Raw genomic sequence first — 18,023 nt, 5'->3', positions numbered from 1 at the left:
TTGGCGACGTTCTCGCCGAGCGCGTGCCGCTTCTCGAAGCCGCACAGTTCGCACCGGTACTGCCGACCGCCGACCGTCACCCCGAGTTCCGTCGGAATGTCCTGCCCCTCGAACTCCGCCACGCGGTACGCGGCCGTCACGGAGAACAGGTCGGTCGCCTTCGCGGCCGGGATGGCCGGGTTCTCCTTGACGAACTGCTCGACCTTGTACTCCACGATGTACCGGACCTGGGTCCGCAGGCAGGCGGTGCGACCCGCGGGCCAGACGGTGCGGGTCGGGGAGGTGCCGCGGAGAGCGGCGCCGGAGAGGCCGCGGGAGGGCTCCGCGACCGGAGCAGAGGGCTTGACGACGCGACGCACGGGGGTGAGGGTAGCCATCGGCTGGCCCTTTCTGTCAGAGGTTGGGGTCGGTCAGTCCCCCGGGCCGGTCCTACGCGGCCCGGGGGACACTTTCGTTGTCGGCCTTTCCGACCCACACAGTCTAGGCGAAACGCATACGCCATGCAAGGCGAAACGCATAGACTTCGGAAAGATTCTCAGGTAGGCTGTCGGCATGCCCTCGCCCACGGTCTCCGCCCCCGCCGCCGCCCTCGCCGCACGACTGAAGGCGTGGCGTGCTGCTGAGGGGCTGTCCCAGCGTGCGGCCGGCGAGCGACTGGACCCGCCGGTTCACTTCACGACCTGGGCGGGCTGGGAGCGTGGGGAGCGTTGGCCTCAAGGGGTCGACCTTGAACGTCTCGCCTCACTGATGGGCGTCTCCCCCGGCGAGGCGATCACCCCGCCCGGGTGAGGAGCCCGCGGTCTAGGCAGAGTTTCGCCAGCGTGCGGTACAGGTCCGCATTCGGGATCGTGGCGCCGCTGCCGGTACCGTGCAGTGTCCCGAGCGACGCCCCGGTCGCGTCCTTCATAGCGGGCCACGTCATGCCGTCAGCACGCAGGCGCCGCACTAGGTCGGCGGCCGTCAGTTCGGCGAGGTCGGCAGCAGTCGGCACGGGGTCGGTCACGCAAGGAAGTGTAGCAGACGCCCGCGGGACTCTTTCGGAATCTTGGTTGACCGGGCGTTCAACATTCTGAAAGATGGCGAACGCCCCGGGCAGTCGCCCGGATCAAACAGAACGGCCCGCGTCCCTCACTCCCTGGCAGGAACGAGACGCGGGCCGATCAACCAACCTCACCGGAAGGCGACGCCATGTTGCACCGCTCCCGGTCTGCCGTCAAGACGCAGGCCCCCGCGACGGAACCCGCGGACCACTACGAACTCGCGTTGTGGGACGGCGAAATTGCCGCTCACCTCTTCGGACTGTCGGCCGACGCCTTCGACGGCATTGAGCCCGCGACCCGCGGCGACGACGGGCGGCCGTTCTACGGACCCGATCAGGTCGCCGCGGCTCTGACGGCCCGCCGGCCGTTCCGCGGCTGTACGAGAGTGCCGTTCTCCGGCGTGATCGCTTGAACCGGCGAGCGTCGCCGCACGTTTAGAGAAGTGTCCCCCCGGGTGAGTGAGACCACCCGGGGGGACTGACCAACCCCGAACATTCCACAGAAAGGGGCCGGCCGATGCCGACTCTCTCCGCTCAATCCCGCGTCGTCAAGACCCCCCCCGCCGTGCGGGAGCCCTCCCGCGGGCTCGCCGGGGCGGACGCCGCCGGCACGTCCCCCACCGTCCACGTCTGGCCGTCCGGCGAGGGCCGGGCCGACCTCCGCACCTACGTCCGCGTCCAGCTCGCCAAGCGGGTCCGCGGCGGCGCCGGCGTCGGGCTGGCGACGTCCTCCGTCTCGCTGACCGTCGACCTTGATAGGTTCGGGTTCGACGACCTGCCCGTCCGCCTGCCGGTCTGCGAACGGGGCCGGCGGTTCGCCTGCGTCATCGCCGGCGTCGACCCGCGGCCGGAGACGAACTCCGTGGCCGTGACCTACGCCTGCGACGACCGCGGCGAAGACGAGTTCTGACTCCCTCCCCCGCCGGCTTGCGTTCGTGCGGGCCGGCGGGGAGTGTTCCCGTGTTCCCTAGGGTGTGAGGTGCGTGATGGCGAAGCGAAAATATTTCTTCCAGCCCGGTGACCGATTCGGGTATTGGTCGATCATCAGGCAGGCAGAGAGTCGACCGGGCGAGGGGCCTAGGTGGCTTTGTCGGTGCGATTGTGGAACAGAGCGAACCGTTCGGTCTGTCGGCCTTGGGGATGGAACCTCAAAAGGTTGTGGATGCTGCAAACACCTCGCTGGCGTGCCGGCAATCCAGCCCGGGGGCCAATACGGCAGACTCACCATCGTTCGCAAAGCGGGCCGCGATAAATGGCGGCATCGGGCATGGCATTGTCTGTGCGAATGCGGAACAGAGGTAATCGCCGCTGCGAACAGCCTCCGCAGGGGCATCACCCAGTCTTGTGGATGCTACAAGCGAGATCGCACAATCGAAGCGAACTCGGGTAGTGGCTCGGCGAACTGGAAAGGCGGCGTCACTAAGTACAAGGCCGTGTCTCTACCCGGTGGCAGGGAACGCTTAGAGCACCGCCTCGTCATGGAGGAGCACTTAGGGCGGGGTCTAGAGCCGTTCGAGCACGTCCACCATCTGAACGGCGACGGGCGTGACAACTGCATTGAGAATCTAGAACTCTGGGATCACTCCCACCCGCCGGGGCAGCGAGTGTCCGATCAAGTCGAATGGGCGAAGAGTTACCTTCGCAAGCATCGTCCCGGCTCGCTTAACGAGGAACTGCGATGAGAAGCAAAAGCATCTCTCAGGGCGAAACCTTTGGTCGCTGGACCGTGCTAGGGAGAGACCCGGAGCGCCCGAACTCGAAGTCTCGATATCGCTGCCGTTGCGAATGCGGAACCGTCCGGGTGATCTACGCCAACCGGCTGCTTACTGGCCACTGTCGTTCGTGCGGCTGTCTTCGCGGCGACACCCTGCGATCAATGAAGGGGAATCAGCATCCGAACTGGAAGGGAGGGAAAGCCACACTCAACGGCTACGTACAACTGACGGCCGGAGGACCCGTTCGGTATGAGCACCGGGTGGTTATGGAACGAAAACTCGGGCGGAAACTCCGCAAAGGCGAGAGCGTCCATCACATCAACGGTTTGCGGGACGACAACCGGCCGGAGAACTTGGAACTCTGGGCGAAGTACCAGCCTGCCGGCCAGCGGGTGACGGACAAGTGCGACTGGGCCGAGGAGATTCTGAAGCGGTACGAGCCGGAGGCGCTGACGGAGCGCCTGCGCGAGGCCGGGTGAACCGAAGGTTGCGGCGCGACGTTGTGGGCGTTGGAGTACCCGCATGTCCGCCGCCAACCCGAACGACCCGCCGCCGACCCCCGACGCCGTCAGGTGGGCGACCTACCATGCGAAACGCGCAGCCGGGTTTGGCGATGTGCCGTGGCTGGCGAAGTTCTCCCGCCAGATGGGCAACGGGTTGCTCATCTTGGCCGTGGTGTTCGGCGGGGCGTTTCTACTGACTTTCGAGTGGAAGGGGATCGTCGTCGCGGCGGCGGTGGGCATCCCGATCGCGCTGCTCGGCCTTTTTCTACGTTGGATCGGTCGCGCGGCGGCTTAGGCGCCCAGCTTCGCGGATTGCAGCCGGGTCCTCATGTCTCGGTTCGCGCTGCCCGCCGCGTTCTCTCGCTCGGTCAGTTGCACGAGCCGGTTCACGATCGACTCGTTCAACCGGTCCCGCTCCGCGTCCGCCGCGGCGCGGGCCTTCTCCGCCGCGGCTTCCGCCGCCTGCACCCGCCCGCTGCCGGCCTGCACCTCGCGCTGGGCTTCGGCTGCGGCCCGCTTGGCGAGGATGTCCTGAATCTTCGACAGATCTTCTCCGCTCACCCGGCCCTGGGCGAGCGCCTGCCCCGCCTGCCGGCGTCCCCGGAACTCCGCCGCGTCAGCCAGTTTCTTGAGGCGGGCCATGAGGCGTTCGGTCGGGCGCCCCATCTCCTGAGCCCGGCTGATCCGGTCCATGTACCGCTGAGCCCGGTCGCTCTGCATGAACATCGCCCGGCCGCGCTCGCCGCCGAACTGGGCGATCTGCCCCGCCGCCGCGGACGGGTCCGCCTGGGCCGCCTCGGCGAGCTTGTCTCGCTCCCGGTCGATGAGACGGATTCGTTCTTCGGCGGCCTGCCGGGCGCGTTCGCGGGCCTCCTCCGCCGCCCGAGCCCGCTCCTCCTCTAACCGCTTCGCTTCGCGGGCCGCTTCTCGCTCCGCCTGCTCCTTTTCCCGGGCGGCGTCGCGTTCGGCGTCGGCACGCTCCTTGATCTGCCGCATGGCTTCGCGGTGGTTCTCCGCCCGGAGCCGTCGCTCCCCCTGCATGCGGGCTTCGATCTTCTCGGCTTCCGTCTCCGCGGCTTCGACGGCCTGTTCGGTCTGCTTCTCGATCTGCCGGAGGCGGGCGTCGTGTAGCTCCTCCCACTCGCCCCGGGCCTCCATCTGGGCCTGCCGTTGCTCCTCCGCGTAGTCCCGCTCGATCCGGGCGAGTTCTTCGGTGCGCTTCGCCGCTTCGTCCGCCTGACGCGCCCGCTCCTTGGCGGCTTCGGCGGCGAGTTCGGCGGCCTCCCGCTGTAGACGTTCTTCCTTCGCCCACTCTTGTTCGCCGGTTACGCGGCCCCGAAAGCGGTTCGTCTTCTCGCCGCCTGCCCACCATGCTCCGGCAGACTCCGTCCACCCCCAGCCGCCGGGCTTGTCCCTGTTGGTGAGGTCTGCGATCGCGTCATCCAGTGTCGAAACGATGGGGATCGTTTCTCGGGCGGCCTCCCCGATGCCGAAGATCGTCGCCGCGATTCCGCCGAACTGGCTGCCGTCGTAGGACTCCTTCGCCTTGCCGTAGAAACTGATCGTCGCCTGAAGGGCTTGGTCGATCTCGTCAACCTTCCCTTTCAGTTCGCCGTAACGGTTCAGCCCCTCCTCAAATCGCCCGCCGCCGCCTCCGTAGCCGCCCCGGTAATCGCCGCCCATCTCGGGGGCGTTCAGCCGGTCAAGCTGGGATTGAAGTTCGCGGACCTCGGTTTGCCCCCGTTCGATCCGGTCGAAGAGGTCGTCAAACTCGTTCGTCAGCCGGCGGGGGCCGTCGGACGCCGACAGTTCGTTCAACTCCGCTTCCGCCTCACGCACGGACCGGCTCGCCCGGTCGATGCTTTCCCGCAGGTCGTCCGCCGATTGCGTCGTCCGCTCCAAGCCTGTCGCGGCGACGACGGCGCCCTTGCCAAGTTCCGCCGCCTTGGCGGTCGCTTCTTTCGCGCGGGCGTACATGCCAGCGAGGGACTTGTCGGCGGCCTTGGTCTGGCTCTCGAACCCGCCCATCCGCTGGGCGACATCCGCCAGCGGCGCCGACGCGCGGTCGTCAAAGTCAAGGACCAGCGATTCCCGGAGTTCGTTCATGGCTCTACCTCTTGGCGGCGGCTTCGATGTCCCGGGCGACGTGCTCGAAATGGATGGTCAACAGGTCGTCTACGGCGGAGTGAGGCCCGGCCTCCAGTTCGTCGGTCTTGATGTCGAGTTCGCGGGCGACGGCGGCGAGGTTGCGGCGGCGGCGGTACTCCATGACGAGCCGTTCGGCGGGATTGGATCGGTTCAGCCGGCGGGGGTTTGCCCGGACGGCTCTGGCAAGTTTTTTGCCGTCTCCGCCCGGTCTTGGACGTACAGGTCGAGCGACAGGTTCACCAGCGCGATGAACACGCCGCGGTTCTTCTCGCAAAGCCGGGCGAGGGCGTCTTGCGAGAACGGCAGCGGCTCGATCTTCTCGACCGGGTTGTCCTTGTCCGTGGTGTCCGTGACCTTCCGGCCGATGCCGGACCAATCGACGACCACGGTGCGAATCCGCTGCAACGTCGAATCCCCATTCCGCGGCGTGTCGATGTCCCGGCACAGTTCGGCGTACGTCGGCTCGCGCAGTTTCACGGAGAACGGGGCGCCGCCGTTCTTCTCCGCCGGGATGACCTCTTCCCAGCGTTCGGAGTCTTTGGCGGCCTGTTCGAGAATCAGCATTAGCGGCCTCTCAGCAGCGAGGAAAAGAATCGGCGGGCGGCGGCGTCGGCCCACGCCCGGGGCAGTCGGTCGGGCCGCAGCGGGCGGCGTTTGTCGAAGAAGCGGGCGTACGGCACGTTGTCACCGGGCCGGACGCGGACGGTGCGGCGGGTGGTCGTGACGACGTTCCTGTTCCCCGCGACGGTGAAGGACCGCCGGAGCCTCCCGGTCGCCATCCCCAGCCGCGGGCTGAGTCCGTTCTTGGCCTTCCTGGCGGCGTACTCCGCCGTGAGCGGTTCCCAGCGGCGGCCGTCACTCCCGCCGCCCCCCCGGCTCTTCTCGTCGTAGTGCTGACGCCACTCGTCGAGCAGGGCGAGGCCGGCTTCTCGGAGGTGCGGCTGCACGTTGCCCCGTAACCGTTCTACCAGCCCTTCCGGCCCTCGGGAGAGCAGTCCTGAGAGCGTGATGCGGGAGCCGGCCATCAAACGAGGGCCGCCGCCAGGTTCACCGCATGGCGGGTGTCTGCGGGCTTCAAAACGTTGAAGGTCAGCGGGGCCTTTTGCAGTTCGCCCCGCCCGCGGTTCTCCGAATGCCCGGTGTAGACGAGCCTCGGCAAAGTGAACGTCAGGCGGGTCGAAGTGCCGGACGCCCCGCTGCCGTTATGGGTCGCCGACGCGACGATCTCGGCGGCGTATTCCGACTGCCCGGCGGCGTCGGCGGAGCGGCGGATGTCGTCCCAGATGAGGGCCTGTTCGTCGTCCTCCAGAAGCGTCACGCTGAGCTGCGTCTGCCGCCGGCCGGGTTTGATGACCGAAAGCCGACGCCCCCCGCAGTACGCCGTCACGGGGTTCAGCGACGCGCTCAACCCGAACTGCTCGGTGCAGACCGTCGCCAGCGTGCCGCCCTTCGGGCCGAGCTTGAAGGTCACGTCGGCGTATTCGAAACGGGTCAGGAGCACGTCCCCCACGTCGTCGGCGGGCGGTTCGGGGGACGCGGGGCCGTCCACTTCGTCCTTGCCGAGCAGTTCGATCGAAACCGAAATGCCGTCGGCCTCCGTCCCGTTGAGCGACACGCTGGAGGGCTTGAGGCCGACATGCCGCTTGGCGAGTTCGGACGACGCCCCGACGTCGAAGATCGCCCCTTTCGAGGGAAGGTCGGCGGCTTCGGCGAGGTCGCCGGCCGGCGTCGCCAGCCCCCACGCAAGCAGGTACTGGGCGAGGCTGACTGTCAGCCCGGTCGGGTGGTATCCCAGCAGCGGCGCCGTCAGCGAGCCGGAGAGCGAAGAACGCCAGTTGCGGCTATAGGTATCCTGAAGGAGACCCACCATGCTGTCGCCGACGCGATTCTCCGGCGTCAGCCGGACCTCGTACTGATCGAACGGCACCGGGACGAGAACCGGCCCGCCTACTTCGCCCGCGTCCGGGGAAGGAACGTTGCCCCATTCGCTACTGGCCTCGCTATACAGTGCGAGGTGCGAGAACTCGTTTTGAATGTACGCCATCGGTCCAGTCTCTCAGCGGAGCGTGTACGGGATATCGAGGGGGAAGGTGACGACGGCCTCCGTCAGCGGGTCCTCGTCCGTGCCGCCGATCTCGGCGGTCTGCGAGGAGAGCGAGTAGAACCGGGCCGGCACTGGAGACGGCGTGTTGTCGCCGACGACCTTCGCCAGCCTGCCGCCGACCTCCAGCGCTCCCGGCTGGTCCCTGTCCGGGAGCCGCACGGTCACCCGCACGGCGGTCCGGGCTCGCATCGACGGGCTGGCCTCGAACTGGTGGTCCGCCCGAGCGAATTCGACCGCGCAGCCGGGCAGATCGCCGGCCCCCCATTCCCCCGGCAAGGCCGTCGGGTCGTTGTACGGGGCGAAGCAGCGGTACGCCGTCACCAGCCGCCACTCCGGACAGTGCGGCGGGAGGATGTCCGCGGCAGACGACTCGATCGCCGCGACAAGAGCATCCAAGACTTCGCCGTATTGGGGCGCCGTGATCATGTCACCCGCCCCCGTCGGCGTCGTTCCCAGCCTTCGGCTTGGCGTCTTTCTTCACGGCCTTCACGTCCGCCGCCGCCACCACCAACGTCGGGGGGTGGATCGGAACCAGATCGCCGTGGCGGTTCTCGCACAGAGCGGGCTTAGCGTCTTCCGTCTCTGTGGCGGGCACGGCATCGGAGTGCTTCTTGTACTCCTTCCTCCGGAGCGTGAACCGCTGCCCCTTCGCCAAATCGGCGAACTCCACAGGCGGCACCTCGGCGGCGGGCTCATCGGCCATGTCGGTCTCGGAACGTCGGGCTAGAAAAAAGCCCCCGCCCGCTCGCGGCGAACGGGGGCTTGCGGATCGACTTAGTCTCAGGCCGCGATCGTCGGCACGTAGACGCTCTCCGGGGCCGCCAGGCCGAACACCTCGGCGAACCCGGCGAACACCTGCACCCCGGTCACGTTGTGCTGGGTGGCGACGTAGCTGAAATCGCCGTACTCCGGCCGCAGCGTGTTCAGGGCTGCGGCGAGGTCGCCGTACACGCCGGTCTCGCTCGGCACCGGCGTCTTGCAGTCCCCGTGGACCACCCACTCCCCGTCCTGCGGGTCGGGAGTCACGATCGCCTTGGTCGTCGGGATGAACGGCTTCCGGGTGCCGTCCGCCGCGGTGTACGTCCCGCCGTAGAAGTGGAAGGTGTACTCGCCGACCTGCACCATGTCCCCGGACCGAACCGCCCGGCCGAACTCGGCGTCCTGCCCGTTATTCGTACCGCCCGTGAAGAACTCCTTCATCTGCGTGTTGGCGCGGATGCTGGACTTCAGGGAGGTGTGCAGCCAGACGTGCCGCAGCGGAGCGACGCCCGCGCTCTCCGCCGCGTCGTTCATCGCGTCGAGGTCGTCCAGCGGCGTGCTGCTGCTGTCGGTCCAAACGGTGCCGACGTAGTCGCCGCCCATGTTCGCGGCCGGGATGCCGGTCGGGAGCGTCTGCACGGCGCCGGTGTCGGATTCCAGAATCTGGCCGCCCTCGCCGATATAGATCGCGCCGGAGGTCAGCGTCTTGGCGACGAACAACTGCTTCGCCAGCACGTGACGCCGGGCGAAGTGCCGCATCTGGATGTCCAGCATCCCCTCCGCCTGCCGCTGGACGGCCGCCTCCACTGGGGAGGGGTCGCGGGGCCGGTTCGGGTCAAAACTGGCGAGCAGATCCAACGTGAGCCCTTGGATCGGGATCACGTTGAACGCCCGGTACGCCGTCAGGGTGCGGTCGCCCGCCCCGACCAGGTCCAGCACCCGGGCCGGCTGACCCGCGTTGTTCAGCGGGGCCGGCTCGCCGATGGACGACACGTCCAGCACGCGGACCTGATCCTCCTCGAACCGAGCCGGGGTTCCGACCCGGTAGGCATCGTAGAGGGGGTTGGACTGGAAACCGCGACTGGTCGCCCCGTACCGGGCGGTCAGCGCATTGCTGGCGAAAAGTTGCCAGATCGAAAGGGCCATCGGTTCGTCCGTCTAGGGCGGGTCGGGAAGTGCGGTTACGCGGGGTCGGGTCAGGCGACGCGGTAGCCGCGCTGCCAGAAGGTCAACTCGTCGATGAGCGGCTGGTCGCCAGCGTCGATGGAGGTCTTCAGGGCGTCGAAGCCGTAGACCATCCACGCCTTCACGGGGCCTGCGACCTGAATGCGGGCGGTGTCGTCGTCACGCAGCCGGTCGGCGGACAGGTCCACGCCAAACTCATCGGAGACGATGCCGACAACCGGGTTGGCAGCGGCGTAGCCGTTGCTCGGGTGGATCGCCGCCCCGTCGGTCCATGTCGCCGCGGCGGCGAGCGTGATAACGTTGGTGCCGTAGTCGACCGCGGACACGGTCGTCGCCGTGCTGCCGACGTAGATCGCGTCGCCCACGGCGTAGCCGCTCGCGTCGTCGACCGTCAGGGCGGTGGAGGACGTGCCGGCCCCGTCCGCCGTCGCGGCGACCCAGGGGCGGTGCAAGCCGGACGACTGCCGGTAAACCGGCGTACCGGCCGGGATCACCTTCTCGCCCTGGAAGTAACTGTTATCCGGGTCCATCTGGACCCCGCCGGGCGGGTAGATGGAGGCCGGGTCCTTGACCGCGGAGTAGAGGATGACGCGGCCGGCGTCGGCGGTCCGTTCGGTGTATCCGGGCATCGTCGTGGGGCTTTAGCGGGAGAGTCGGGGGGGCGTGCGGCGGGAGGGGTCAGGCGGCCTTGCCGAAGCGGGCCTCGATGTAGGCGTCCACTTCTTCCTGCGTGGGCTGCCCGGCGGACGGCTTCGACACCGACGGGGCGGACCCGTCGCGGCGCTGTTTGAGCGGGTCGCCCATCGCCAGGGCGGCGCCGGCGGACCGGCCCGGCAGCAAGGACAGGTCGAAGCCGGTCTTCTCGCCGACCCGCTGCCACGTCTGACGCTCGGCGGCGGTCATCGCGCCCGTCTCGCACTGGTAGTCCAATGCAAGGGCGAACGCCTGTTGCTTCTCGGCGGCCCGCTCTTGATCACGGGCGGCGAGTTCCGCCTTGAGGTCGGCGATTTCGCGGTCCTTGGCCGCGTCGGGCTTGAGTCCGTGGCTCATCGGCACGGCAGCCGAGGCTCCGTCCTCCACGACCTCGGCGGCGGGCGTCGTCTCCCGGGCTTTCACCATCTCGAGCCGGTCCTGTGCCCACTCGAGCACGTTGGACTCATCGACCTTCGCGGGCAGCGGGAGCCCCAGGTACTCGAAGATGTCTTTGAACAGCTTCACAGCCGGGGCGGCGCCGGCGCCGGATAGCTTCGTGCCGGCGCCGGAATCGGCCGGGGCGTCGCTCTCGGGGGCGTCAGTCGGCGGCTCGTCGGCGAGAGCGACGGCGAACAGCGGGGCGGCATTTTCGACGGTCATGGGGACTTCGCGGTTCGTCGCGGGGTCGGAGAGAGCGATACGGAACGGACCTTGGCCGTAGACGCGGGGGTTGTCGGTAACGGCGACATGCCAGGCGCGGGCCGGATAGACATGGCCCCCGGTATCCGCCTTCCCGGCGAGGATGTACGGGGAAACCTTCATCGACGGGTTGGCGAGCCGCTTCGCTTCCGCCGGCGTGACGTAGGCGCTCATCCAAAGCGTCCCGTCCGCCACCGCCATGTCGCCGACGTTGCCGATCTGGTCGTCCGGGTGGATCAACCGGGTCTGCGGGTCGCCGTGCGTTTTCCCCAACACTGTGGCGAAACCGCGGGAACGGGCCGTCTTGTGGGCGTCGGCGAGAGCGGTCAGCAGCGGCTCGGTGACGGTCCAGTCCAGCTCTCGTCCGCCGTTCGCCTCGTCCCGCACCCGGTAGGTGCCGACCCGGATCACGTCCTTCACCACGCGAGTGAGAGGCATGTCGGGATTCTCAGCCTGCTGCTCCGGAGTGAACCGGGGCGGACCGAACAACCCCTCCGGCGGCTCGGGAACCGGGAGGTCGTGACCGAGGTCGAGAACGACGGGGGCCGGCATCAGTCGCGGTCCCCAGCGATCGTGTCGAGATCGGCGTCGGGCGGGACGCTCTCGCCCAAAGCTTCGGCGATCGTCTCGCACAGTTCGGCCTTCTTGAGACCGTCGTATTCCAGTTCGTAGAACTCCGCCACTCGCCGGAGTTGCTTCACGGTGTAGCGGGCGTCTAACCGCTCGGCGGTCGTCTGCTCAAGCTCGTCAACGGCCTCGGGTTCAGCGTCGACTTCGACGCGAAAATTGCCGGGGCCGGCGGGGTGGACGATGGCGGGATCGTCGGCGTCGCAATAAATGCCGGCGTTGATTTTGCGAAACCGCTCGCCGTCCAGCGTGAACTCGCGCGAGGCGGGGAGGTCGCGGTAGCGGGGCGATTCGGTAGCCATGCCCCTAGAATCAAGGATGAAACCCCGACCGGGAATCCCCGCAGCGTCGCCGGTAGCCCGACGCGGCTAAGTCGGCCGCTATTCTTCCTCGCCCAGACCGAGTTTCGCCCGGATCGCGTCTCGGGCGGCCGGAGTCCGCGGGACGTTGACCGACTCGGACCCGCGGCACCGGCACCCCGGAAACTCGCACTTATAGTACCGCTGCGAGCGGTCCCCGCGGGTCGTGTACCGAGTCAAGGCGATCCCGTGAACCGGGCACATGAGCGGAGCCGGGTAGCCGTAGGCCAACGCGACCGGGTCCGGCCGCGGCGGGTAGATCGGGCGGATCGCCTTCCCGGTCGTCTCAGCCGTACGCATTCGCAATCTCCGAAGGCAGGGCCGCGTTCTCACCCACGACGTTGCGGCCGGTCGCGGCCGACGCCCGGACGGTTTTCACTTCGCACCGGCAGTTGTGATCCGCCAGAGCCCGCAGAGCCGTCGCGTGCTCCGGCGTGCCCCGCTTGACGATCAGACCGTCAAGCGGCCGGTGCTCCCGGCGGACCCGGGAGTCGTGCTGAGTGCGGAACTCGTCATAGGGGTACAGGGCCGCAACCCGCGGCACCGTGAGCGTCGCGTCGCGCCCGGCGAGGTAGGCCCGCCGCGTCCCGTCCCGCAGCCGCTGACGGGCGTCCGCGATCGGCCCCCGCATGGCATCCCTGAGTCGTTCCGTCGCGTCGCCGGCGGACGACAGGGCCGACGCCGCGGATTCGCGGAGGGAGGCCAGCACGCCAGCCGCAGACGACTTCGCGGCAGCCTCCGGATCGGGCCGGGTCGCCCCGAACGGCAAGCCCCGGTCCCCCAGCCACGCCCTGACCCGGGCGACCCACGCCCAGCGAGAGACAGGTCCGTCGTCGGCCATCGAGACCTCGGACGGCAGGCGGTACGGGAACCCGGAGAGCGTTTCAGGCGGGACCGCAACGGCGGCGCGACCGAGTAGGTCCGCGGCTTCGGCGGCGTCGGCCGCGAGTCGTTCGGCCTGCTCGATCAGTTTTCGCACCTCGGGCGTCGGCCACCCGTGCCGGGTATAGAGAGCGGCGGCGCGGCCGTAGAGGTCCGCCAGTTCCGCTTCGACCACGTCCGCGAACTCGTCCGGGTGCGGCAGGCCCGGCGGCGGAGCGAAGTCGCCGGGGTCGTCGTCCGCCATTGCGGCGGCGCTCGGCCCAGCCCCCTCTGTACTACGCCCGCCCAGCGTGAGCCGAGTCTGAGCCGCGACCGCCTCCGACAGTCGGTCCTCGAAGTCGTCCCCGACCGGCACGCCGCCGGACTCTAACAGGCGCCGCAGGTCGACCGCCGCGGCGACCGGCGAGAGCGTCGGCTGGGCGAGAACCGCTTTCGCCAGTTCGCCGACCGTCGAGTCCGGCAGTTCAGTCAGCCGCGGCGTGTCGAACAGGACCGCCTTGGCGTCGCCGAAGTTGTGCTTCGCGGCCGGTTCGCACACGTACCTCCCGAACCCCCCGCCCCACTGCCCCGCCAGTTCGTAGACCACGCTGACCGTGACGAGCCGGTGCACAACCGCCAGTGCGTAGCTGCCGAGGTCGCCGGTTTGTTGGACGGAAAGCTCGGAAAGGCCCTGCGAACGCAGGACGCGAATATCGGATTCGCCGAGGGCGGCGTCCAGGGGGGCCGGCGGGTCGAGCGTCGGCGGCTCCACGAACTCCTGCGGGAACCGGCCGTTCCCGTCCCGTTCCCCCTCGACGTACAGCAGGGAGCCCGGCCGCCGCATCGCGTGGGCCTGCTGCATGTTCGCGGCGAGGTCGATTTCCTCCCCGTCCGGCCCAACCCCGACCCCGGGGCCGTAGGCGACGCCGCCGCGAAGGGCGAAGTGTTCGACGTGCTCTTCCCATAGCTCGAACAGCGAACCCCGCCGTTCCCACTCCTTACGGGCGGCGCCGAGGTAGCGGCTTCGCCCGTGCGGGTGCAGGGCGTCGGCGTCCGTTGGGCAGTGCCAGCACCGGCCCGGCGGCAGGACGAGATCTTTGCCCACTGCGATCCCCTCGAACTCGCCCGTCTCCGGGTTCCACTTCGGTGCGGACTCCCCGAACGGGATCGCGTGCAATTTAGGGCGGTGCAGGTTCGTTTTGGGGTCGTACGCCCACTCTACCGCGAACGCCGACCGGCCCGTCCCGTAGGCGGCGGCGATCTGCGGCAAGCAGCGGTGCCAGAGGTCGATCAGCCACGTCGCCAGGTCGGCGGCGCGGGGGTCGGACTGCCGTTCGGGGGCGGCTCCGCACGTCACCGGAGCGACGGACAGATGGGCGAGCAGGACCCGCTTCACGAACGCGAACTGGTAGTCCTCCTCGATCTTGTCGGCGAGTTCGGCCGCGTCCGCGGCCTCCTTCGTCGCTTTACGGGCGAGGGCGGCGCGGACGGCGGCGGCGTCGGCCCGGACGCCCCGGGCGGGAGTGTTCGGTGCATTCATTCGTTATCGGCTCCCGGTGTTGCGGCGCGGCCCCAGTCTCGCCCCGCGGGCCGGCGGGGCGGCCGGCTTCGCGTCCGCGTCGATCGCCAACGCCAGACCCCAGAAACGGTCCGCGTGGCCGTGTTCCCCCCGGGCGGTTTCCACGCGGGGCGACCCGTCCGGCAGTTCCCCGGTCTGGTTCACGGCGCCGAAGTCGGCGACCAACACAGGGTCGGCGCCACCGGTTTCGAGACCCGGGACCGTCAGACGGCGTTCGGTCGCCGCGAGTTGCACGGCGGCGGCGGATCGACCCTGCCACGCCGACGAGCAGGAAACGGTTTCCATCCGGCGGAACTTCGCCGCCAGCGCGTCCGCGAGTTGCCGGCCCACGCTGCCCATGTCGACCTTCCCGGCGGACAGCCGGCGGTCCCACGCGGTCAGGAGTTCGACCAGGCGCCGCTCCTGTTCGGCGAGCGGGACGCCCTGCATCACGACGAGCGCCCGGGTGACGTAGGTGCGGGGGGCGACCCGTTCCAAGCACCACGCCGCGGTCGCATCGTGCGTGAGGCCGATGTCGATCCCCACAAGCAAGTTGCGTGGCCCGGACGGAGGCCGGAACGGGTCGGGCCACAGACAGGCGGACGGCGGGACGCTGACCGCGGCCGTCAGGTCCGACGGCATTAGCGGAGCGTCGGATTCGTCGGTCCATCGGTTGTCGTACACCCGCATCGCGGTGCCGCGTGTCATCATCGCCCGGTCCGCGGCGACTTCCTCGTCCGACTGCCACGACGCCGGGCGCACGCCGACGGGCGTCTCCCGCACGTCCCACATCGGAGAGGACTGGGCGAGCTTCAGCACCTCATGCTGCCACGATCCGCGGACGCCGGCGTTCGTGATCGCCAGCAGGACCGACTGCGGGAGCTTGATCATGCCGGAGAGCAGCACGTCGAACAGGTCCCGCCGCGGCCACCACGTCAGCTCGTCGAAGACAATCACGTCCGCCAACAGGCCCGACGAACTGCCCACGTCCGACGATAAGATTTCCAGCGTCCCTCCCGGGCCGCGGGCGTCGTAGCGGTTGATCGTCAGGGCATCCCCGAACCACGGGTTCAGTTCGCACAGCCGCTCCATCATGTCCCGAACGAGTCGGGCCTGATCCTTGTCCGCCGCGGCGCTGATACAGTGAACCGGGCGGGGGGCGTACTTCAGCAGCCAACACATCAAGAGGGCGATCTCGCCCGTCTTGAAGTGGCCGCGGGGGCGGGTCCGCCAGAACCGGCGGGGTCCGTCGATCGGAGGACGGAGCCCGCACGCGGCTTCGATCGCTGGAATGTACGGGCGAAGGTCCGCCGCCTGCCACGGCTCCCGCACGTCCCCGAATGGGGCGGGGTTCGGCCGGCAGTCGATGCACGCCCACGAAAGGAACCGCGAAAGCGATTGCGAAGAGTCGCGGTCGGCCATCGCGCAGCCGGCGGCGACGGCGGCGCGGAGGTCACCCATCGTCGCCCCCGGATTCCAGGTCGTCGGTGGAGGGTCGACGGACGCCCAGGCGGGCGGCGTGTTCCGCCAGTTCCGCGTCGCTCAGTTTCGCCAGCCCCACGGCCCCGGACAGTTCGAGGGCGTCGCCGTAGCCGCGGGCCTTGCCTTTCGTGCGGAGATAAAACTTGATCGCGTCCAACCGGAGTCGCGGGTCAACGGCCTGCGGTTCTCCGTCGCCCCCCGGCAGAGCGCCGTTGATAAACGCGGCGAGTCCGGACTCCGCCACGTCCAGAGACGCTTCGTTGCAGTCGTCGTAAACGGCCCTGAGTTCAGGGTATCGATTTAGGTACTCGTACACTGTCGAGCGGCTACACCCGAGGGCTTCCGCCGCGTCGGTCAGCACGCCGCCGGCCGCTTGTATCGCTCCAGCGACTTGGGAAACCCGGAACCGCTCGGGGCGGCCCTTCGCGCGGGTGTCCGTTTTGTCCGGAATATCGCTCATCTCCGACCTCCGTGCCGCCGCGGTAGGGCGGGGTGCATATTGAGCGTTTGCACGCCACGGGACCGCGGTCGGGCGTCTTCCGGCCCAATCGGATTGACGGCATCCGGCAACCCCGGAATCGGCTTCTCCTCGTCATGCAGGACCCGGAGGAACGCGAGAGCCTCGTCGTGCGGATCTTTGAGTTGGTCGTACCCGCCTCTCCCCCCCTGCGTCACCACGCGGTAGGCGGCGATATCTGTCGCCAGATCACGAAGCAGTCCGCTACCGGCCTCGCGGGCGACTTCGGGCGTCGCTAAGTGAGAGACGTAGTAGTCGATCCGAGACGAAGCGTATCCGAGGGCTGGATCGATCACTTCGGCGAGTTCATCCTCACTGACCGTGCCGCTGCGGTCCCGGTCGGAAATCCATTTGTAGCCGGAGGCGCTGAGGCGCTTTTGCACGTCGGAACGAGCGGCGTAGACCGGGGTGCCGTCGCTCGGCAGGTAGGCGTAGACCGTCACCGTCTGCGGGTCGGTTTCCGCGCCCGCGGCGTCCGCGGCCCGCAGGACGTAGGAGCCCGCGGCGGCGGGCGTCCACGGGCTCGTCACGACCGTGCCGTCCACCGTGTAGACGTAGGGGGCCGTGCCGCCGGAGGCGGAGAGGGGGATCGCTTGGTCGACGTAGACCGAGGACGGCAGGGTCGGGAGCGTGAGGTCTTCCGCGACCGCGTAGCCCGGGGCGTAGTTCAGGGCGAATCCGCTCACGCCGGCGTCCCCACTTTCACGGCGAGGGTCGGGTCGGTCACGGCCGCGTCCGCGGCGTCCAGCAGCGGGGCGGACTGACCGACGGCCGGGCCGGCGAAGCAGACGATCTGGCTGTTGCCGGAGCCGTCCTCCGTCACCAATAGGACCGATTTGGCGGCGGCGAGAATCGCGTCGAGTTGCGCGTCCGCGTCGGCGGCGGCGAACCCGAGGGCGGCCCGGACCCCGGCGGCGTCCAGCGGCGTGGCCGTGTTCGCCCCGTCCGTTCCCCGCATGTTGCCCGCGGTCACGTGCCCGGTGCCGTCTTCGATGAGCAGTTGCTCGAAGCGGGGCGGCAGGGCGTTCGCCGTCGGGACCGTCCCCGAAGCCGGCAGCGTGTTGATTCGGTCCTCGAACGTCGCCAAGCCGAACAGCGCCGTTCGGAAAGTGGTGACGACATCCGCGGCGTTGTGCGTGCTGAACCCCGTCGCCTTCAGGTCGGCCGGGCCGCTCACCGCCGTGCCGCCCACCGCTCCGAGGTCCGTGCGACCGCTGGCGTCCACGGAGAGCGTCCGCCCCGCGACCGCCGGCTTCAGCGGGGCCTCCCCGTTGGCGTAGCTCGCCACGTTCACCGCCGCCAGATCCCGCGAGGACGAGACGACCGTGATCGCCGACGCCCCGGGGTTGTCCAGCGTGATCTTCAGTTGCTGCCCGGTCTTTAGCGTCCTCGGGCCGAAGGCGAGAGACGCCCGGGTCCCCGAGACCGTGATGCTGCCCGAACCGTTTGGCAGAATCGGATAGTCGTTGCCGCCGGAGACGACCGACGCGACGTAACTGATCTCCGTGGCGGCGGTCACGCTCGACAGCTCGACCTCGACCTCGACCGTCAGCCCCGCCGACCCCGCGGCCGGGCTCAGGTAGACCTCGGTGGCCGACGCCCCGGCGGACAGCGTGCCGGCGAACGCGGATTGATTCGTGAGCGACTGCATCTAGCGCACCCCCAGCGGGACAGAAAGGTCGACGGAGAGGGGGACGGAGAGGGACGGGGCGGTTCCGCCCGCGAGTTCGGCGTACGACAGGCCCGCCCCGCCGTTGTAAAGCTGCGTCCGTTC

Annotated in this window: 25 protein-coding genes; 6 read left to right on the top strand and 19 right to left on the bottom strand. The window is 69.0% G+C overall.

Annotated features, from left to right (window positions below):
- Positions 1–377 (bottom strand): hypothetical protein (locus ACG2DA_RS15490; RefSeq protein ID WP_395256693.1); only part of this gene is annotated, 377 nt, incomplete at its 3' end.
- 175 nt (positions 378–552) lie between these two features.
- Between ACG2DA_RS15490 and ACG2DA_RS15485 the strand changes: the two genes are divergently transcribed.
- On the top strand, positions 553–789 hold the full coding sequence (locus ACG2DA_RS15485; protein WP_395256692.1) for a helix-turn-helix domain-containing protein: 237 nt from the start codon (positions 553–555) through the stop codon (positions 787–789).
- Here ACG2DA_RS15485 and ACG2DA_RS15480 read toward each other — a convergent pair.
- Positions 773–1,003, bottom strand: coding sequence for a hypothetical protein (locus ACG2DA_RS15480; protein WP_395256691.1), 231 nt, complete (start codon positions 1,001–1,003; stop codon positions 773–775). The genes ACG2DA_RS15485 and ACG2DA_RS15480 overlap by 17 nt on opposite strands.
- A 185-nt stretch (positions 1,004–1,188) precedes the next feature.
- Between ACG2DA_RS15480 and ACG2DA_RS15475 the strand changes: the two genes are divergently transcribed.
- The 5 genes from ACG2DA_RS15475 to ACG2DA_RS15455 all read left to right on the top strand — a co-directional run bounded on the left by ACG2DA_RS15475 (position 1,189) and on the right by ACG2DA_RS15455 (position 3,552).
- Positions 1,189–1,452 carry a hypothetical protein gene (locus tag ACG2DA_RS15475; protein WP_395256690.1) on the top strand — a complete coding sequence of 88 codons (264 nt, stop codon included), beginning with the start codon at positions 1,189–1,191 and terminating at the stop codon, positions 1,450–1,452.
- A gap of 104 nt (positions 1,453–1,556) precedes the next feature.
- Positions 1,557–1,949 carry a hypothetical protein gene (locus tag ACG2DA_RS15470; protein ID WP_395256689.1) on the top strand — a complete coding sequence of 131 codons (393 nt, stop codon included), beginning with the start codon at positions 1,557–1,559 and terminating at the stop codon, positions 1,947–1,949.
- A gap of 76 nt (positions 1,950–2,025) precedes the next feature.
- Entirely contained in the window at positions 2,026–2,721 is a 696-nt protein-coding gene (locus ACG2DA_RS15465; protein WP_395256688.1) for an HNH endonuclease, read from the top strand.
- Positions 2,718–3,233 carry an HNH endonuclease signature motif containing protein gene (locus ACG2DA_RS15460; RefSeq protein ID WP_395256687.1) on the top strand — a complete coding sequence of 172 codons (516 nt, stop codon included), beginning with the start codon at positions 2,718–2,720 and terminating at the stop codon, positions 3,231–3,233. Before ACG2DA_RS15465 ends, ACG2DA_RS15460 begins: the two co-directional genes overlap by 4 nt.
- 43 nt (positions 3,234–3,276) lie before the next feature.
- Positions 3,277–3,552 carry a hypothetical protein gene (locus tag ACG2DA_RS15455; RefSeq protein WP_395256686.1) on the top strand — a complete coding sequence of 92 codons (276 nt, stop codon included), beginning with the start codon at positions 3,277–3,279 and terminating at the stop codon, positions 3,550–3,552.
- Here ACG2DA_RS15455 and ACG2DA_RS15450 read toward each other — a convergent pair.
- The 17 genes from ACG2DA_RS15450 to ACG2DA_RS15370 all read right to left on the bottom strand — a co-directional run bounded on the left by ACG2DA_RS15450 (position 3,549) and on the right by ACG2DA_RS15370 (position 17,900).
- Positions 3,549–5,363: a hypothetical protein gene (locus ACG2DA_RS15450; protein WP_395256685.1), complete on the bottom strand. Its 1,815-nt coding sequence runs from the start codon at positions 5,361–5,363 to the stop codon at positions 3,549–3,551. The genes ACG2DA_RS15455 and ACG2DA_RS15450 overlap by 4 nt on opposite strands.
- A gap of 4 nt (positions 5,364–5,367) precedes the next feature.
- A complete protein-coding gene (locus tag ACG2DA_RS15445; RefSeq protein ID WP_395256684.1) occupies positions 5,368–5,526 on the bottom strand; it encodes a hypothetical protein in 159 nt (52 codons plus the stop codon).
- 29 nt (positions 5,527–5,555) lie between these two features.
- Entirely contained in the window at positions 5,556–5,969 is a 414-nt protein-coding gene (locus tag ACG2DA_RS15440) for a hypothetical protein (protein ID WP_395256683.1), read from the bottom strand.
- Positions 5,969–6,352: a hypothetical protein gene (locus tag ACG2DA_RS15435; protein WP_395256682.1), complete on the bottom strand. Its 384-nt coding sequence runs from the start codon at positions 6,350–6,352 to the stop codon at positions 5,969–5,971. The genes ACG2DA_RS15440 and ACG2DA_RS15435 overlap by 1 nt, the downstream gene beginning before the upstream one ends.
- Before the next feature lie 77 nt (positions 6,353–6,429).
- Positions 6,430–7,449, bottom strand: a complete 1,020-nt coding sequence (locus tag ACG2DA_RS15430) for a phage tail tube protein (protein WP_395256681.1) — start codon at positions 7,447–7,449, stop codon at positions 6,430–6,432.
- A gap of 12 nt (positions 7,450–7,461) precedes the next feature.
- Positions 7,462–7,935, bottom strand: a complete 474-nt coding sequence (locus ACG2DA_RS15425; RefSeq protein ID WP_395256680.1) for a hypothetical protein — start codon at positions 7,933–7,935, stop codon at positions 7,462–7,464.
- A gap of 1 nt (position 7,936) precedes the next feature.
- Positions 7,937–8,212, bottom strand: coding sequence for a hypothetical protein (locus tag ACG2DA_RS15420; protein WP_395256679.1), 276 nt, complete (start codon positions 8,210–8,212; stop codon positions 7,937–7,939).
- 77 nt (positions 8,213–8,289) lie between these two features.
- Positions 8,290–9,414 (bottom strand): major capsid protein, encoded by a 1,125-nt coding sequence (locus tag ACG2DA_RS15415; RefSeq protein ID WP_395256678.1) that lies wholly within the window; start codon positions 9,412–9,414, stop codon positions 8,290–8,292.
- A gap of 50 nt (positions 9,415–9,464) precedes the next feature.
- Positions 9,465–10,082: a hypothetical protein gene (locus ACG2DA_RS15410; protein WP_395256677.1), complete on the bottom strand. Its 618-nt coding sequence runs from the start codon at positions 10,080–10,082 to the stop codon at positions 9,465–9,467.
- A gap of 49 nt (positions 10,083–10,131) precedes the next feature.
- Complete coding sequence (locus ACG2DA_RS15405) at positions 10,132–11,283, bottom strand: hypothetical protein (protein ID WP_395256676.1); 1,152 nt, start codon at positions 11,281–11,283, stop codon at positions 10,132–10,134.
- Between the two features lie 113 nt (positions 11,284–11,396).
- The gene (locus tag ACG2DA_RS15400; protein WP_395256675.1) at positions 11,397–11,774 is read right to left on the bottom strand and encodes a hypothetical protein; all 378 of its coding nucleotides are present in this window, start codon (positions 11,772–11,774) and stop codon (positions 11,397–11,399) included.
- Positions 11,775–11,852: 78 nt separating this feature from the next.
- Positions 11,853–12,131, bottom strand: coding sequence for a hypothetical protein (locus ACG2DA_RS15395; RefSeq protein WP_395256674.1), 279 nt, complete (start codon positions 12,129–12,131; stop codon positions 11,853–11,855).
- On the bottom strand, positions 12,118–14,232 hold the full coding sequence (locus ACG2DA_RS15390; protein WP_395256673.1) for a hypothetical protein: 2,115 nt from the start codon (positions 14,230–14,232) through the stop codon (positions 12,118–12,120). The genes ACG2DA_RS15395 and ACG2DA_RS15390 overlap by 14 nt, the downstream gene beginning before the upstream one ends.
- Before the next feature lie 3 nt (positions 14,233–14,235).
- Positions 14,236–15,711 (bottom strand): terminase large subunit domain-containing protein, encoded by a 1,476-nt coding sequence (locus tag ACG2DA_RS15385; RefSeq protein WP_395256672.1) that lies wholly within the window; start codon positions 15,709–15,711, stop codon positions 14,236–14,238.
- Complete coding sequence (locus ACG2DA_RS15380) at positions 15,704–16,192, bottom strand: helix-turn-helix domain-containing protein (RefSeq protein ID WP_395256671.1); 489 nt, start codon at positions 16,190–16,192, stop codon at positions 15,704–15,706. The genes ACG2DA_RS15385 and ACG2DA_RS15380 overlap by 8 nt, the downstream gene beginning before the upstream one ends.
- Complete coding sequence (locus ACG2DA_RS15375; protein WP_395256670.1) at positions 16,189–16,935, bottom strand: phage protein Gp36 family protein; 747 nt, start codon at positions 16,933–16,935, stop codon at positions 16,189–16,191. The genes ACG2DA_RS15380 and ACG2DA_RS15375 overlap by 4 nt, the downstream gene beginning before the upstream one ends.
- On the bottom strand, positions 16,932–17,900 hold the full coding sequence (locus tag ACG2DA_RS15370; protein WP_395256669.1) for a hypothetical protein: 969 nt from the start codon (positions 17,898–17,900) through the stop codon (positions 16,932–16,934). Before ACG2DA_RS15370 ends, ACG2DA_RS15375 begins: the two co-directional genes overlap by 4 nt.
- Positions 17,901–18,023: the final 123 nt, after the last annotated feature.

Source organism: Alienimonas sp. DA493 (assembly GCF_043951915.1).
Lineage (GTDB): Bacteria > Planctomycetota > Planctomycetia > Planctomycetales > Planctomycetaceae > Alienimonas.
The sequence above is the reverse complement of the archived record's forward strand: the minus strand, read 5'-3'. Positions and strand labels throughout refer to the sequence as shown.

Excerpts from the sequence above, each read along its gene's own strand:
- ACG2DA_RS15370 (WP_395256669.1), bottom strand. The coding sequence starts at position 17,900 with ATGCAGTCGCTCACGAATCAATCCGCGTTCGCCGGCACGCTGTCCGCC.
- ACG2DA_RS15475 (WP_395256690.1), top strand. The coding sequence starts at position 1,189 with ATGTTGCACCGCTCCCGGTCTGCCGTCAAGACGCAGGCCCCCGCGACG.
- ACG2DA_RS15380 (WP_395256671.1), bottom strand. The coding sequence starts at position 16,192 with ATGAGCGATATTCCGGACAAAACGGACACCCGCGCGAAGGGCCGCCCC.
- ACG2DA_RS15400 (WP_395256675.1), bottom strand. The coding sequence starts at position 11,774 with ATGGCTACCGAATCGCCCCGCTACCGCGACCTCCCCGCCTCGCGCGAG.
- ACG2DA_RS15425 (WP_395256680.1), bottom strand. The coding sequence starts at position 7,935 with ATGATCACGGCGCCCCAATACGGCGAAGTCTTGGATGCTCTTGTCGCG.
- ACG2DA_RS15455 (WP_395256686.1), top strand. The coding sequence starts at position 3,277 with ATGTCCGCCGCCAACCCGAACGACCCGCCGCCGACCCCCGACGCCGTC.
- ACG2DA_RS15415 (WP_395256678.1), bottom strand. The coding sequence starts at position 9,414 with ATGGCCCTTTCGATCTGGCAACTTTTCGCCAGCAATGCGCTGACCGCC.
- ACG2DA_RS15430 (WP_395256681.1), bottom strand. The coding sequence starts at position 7,449 with ATGGCGTACATTCAAAACGAGTTCTCGCACCTCGCACTGTATAGCGAG.
- ACG2DA_RS15485 (WP_395256692.1), top strand. The coding sequence starts at position 553 with ATGCCCTCGCCCACGGTCTCCGCCCCCGCCGCCGCCCTCGCCGCACGA.
- ACG2DA_RS15470 (WP_395256689.1), top strand. The coding sequence starts at position 1,557 with ATGCCGACTCTCTCCGCTCAATCCCGCGTCGTCAAGACCCCCCCCGCC.
- ACG2DA_RS15465 (WP_395256688.1), top strand. The coding sequence starts at position 2,026 with ATGGCGAAGCGAAAATATTTCTTCCAGCCCGGTGACCGATTCGGGTAT.
- ACG2DA_RS15460 (WP_395256687.1), top strand. The coding sequence starts at position 2,718 with ATGAGAAGCAAAAGCATCTCTCAGGGCGAAACCTTTGGTCGCTGGACC.
- ACG2DA_RS15420 (WP_395256679.1), bottom strand. The coding sequence starts at position 8,212 with ATGGCCGATGAGCCCGCCGCCGAGGTGCCGCCTGTGGAGTTCGCCGAT.
- ACG2DA_RS15440 (WP_395256683.1), bottom strand. The coding sequence starts at position 5,969 with ATGCTGATTCTCGAACAGGCCGCCAAAGACTCCGAACGCTGGGAAGAG.
- ACG2DA_RS15395 (WP_395256674.1), bottom strand. The coding sequence starts at position 12,131 with ATGCGTACGGCTGAGACGACCGGGAAGGCGATCCGCCCGATCTACCCG.
- ACG2DA_RS15405 (WP_395256676.1), bottom strand. The coding sequence starts at position 11,283 with ATGCCTCTCACTCGCGTGGTGAAGGACGTGATCCGGGTCGGCACCTAC.
- ACG2DA_RS15450 (WP_395256685.1), bottom strand. The coding sequence starts at position 5,363 with ATGAACGAACTCCGGGAATCGCTGGTCCTTGACTTTGACGACCGCGCG.
- ACG2DA_RS15385 (WP_395256672.1), bottom strand. The coding sequence starts at position 15,711 with ATGGGTGACCTCCGCGCCGCCGTCGCCGCCGGCTGCGCGATGGCCGAC.
- ACG2DA_RS15410 (WP_395256677.1), bottom strand. The coding sequence starts at position 10,082 with ATGCCCGGATACACCGAACGGACCGCCGACGCCGGCCGCGTCATCCTC.
- ACG2DA_RS15445 (WP_395256684.1), bottom strand. The coding sequence starts at position 5,526 with ATGGAGTACCGCCGCCGCCGCAACCTCGCCGCCGTCGCCCGCGAACTC.
- ACG2DA_RS15390 (WP_395256673.1), bottom strand. The coding sequence starts at position 14,232 with ATGAATGCACCGAACACTCCCGCCCGGGGCGTCCGGGCCGACGCCGCC.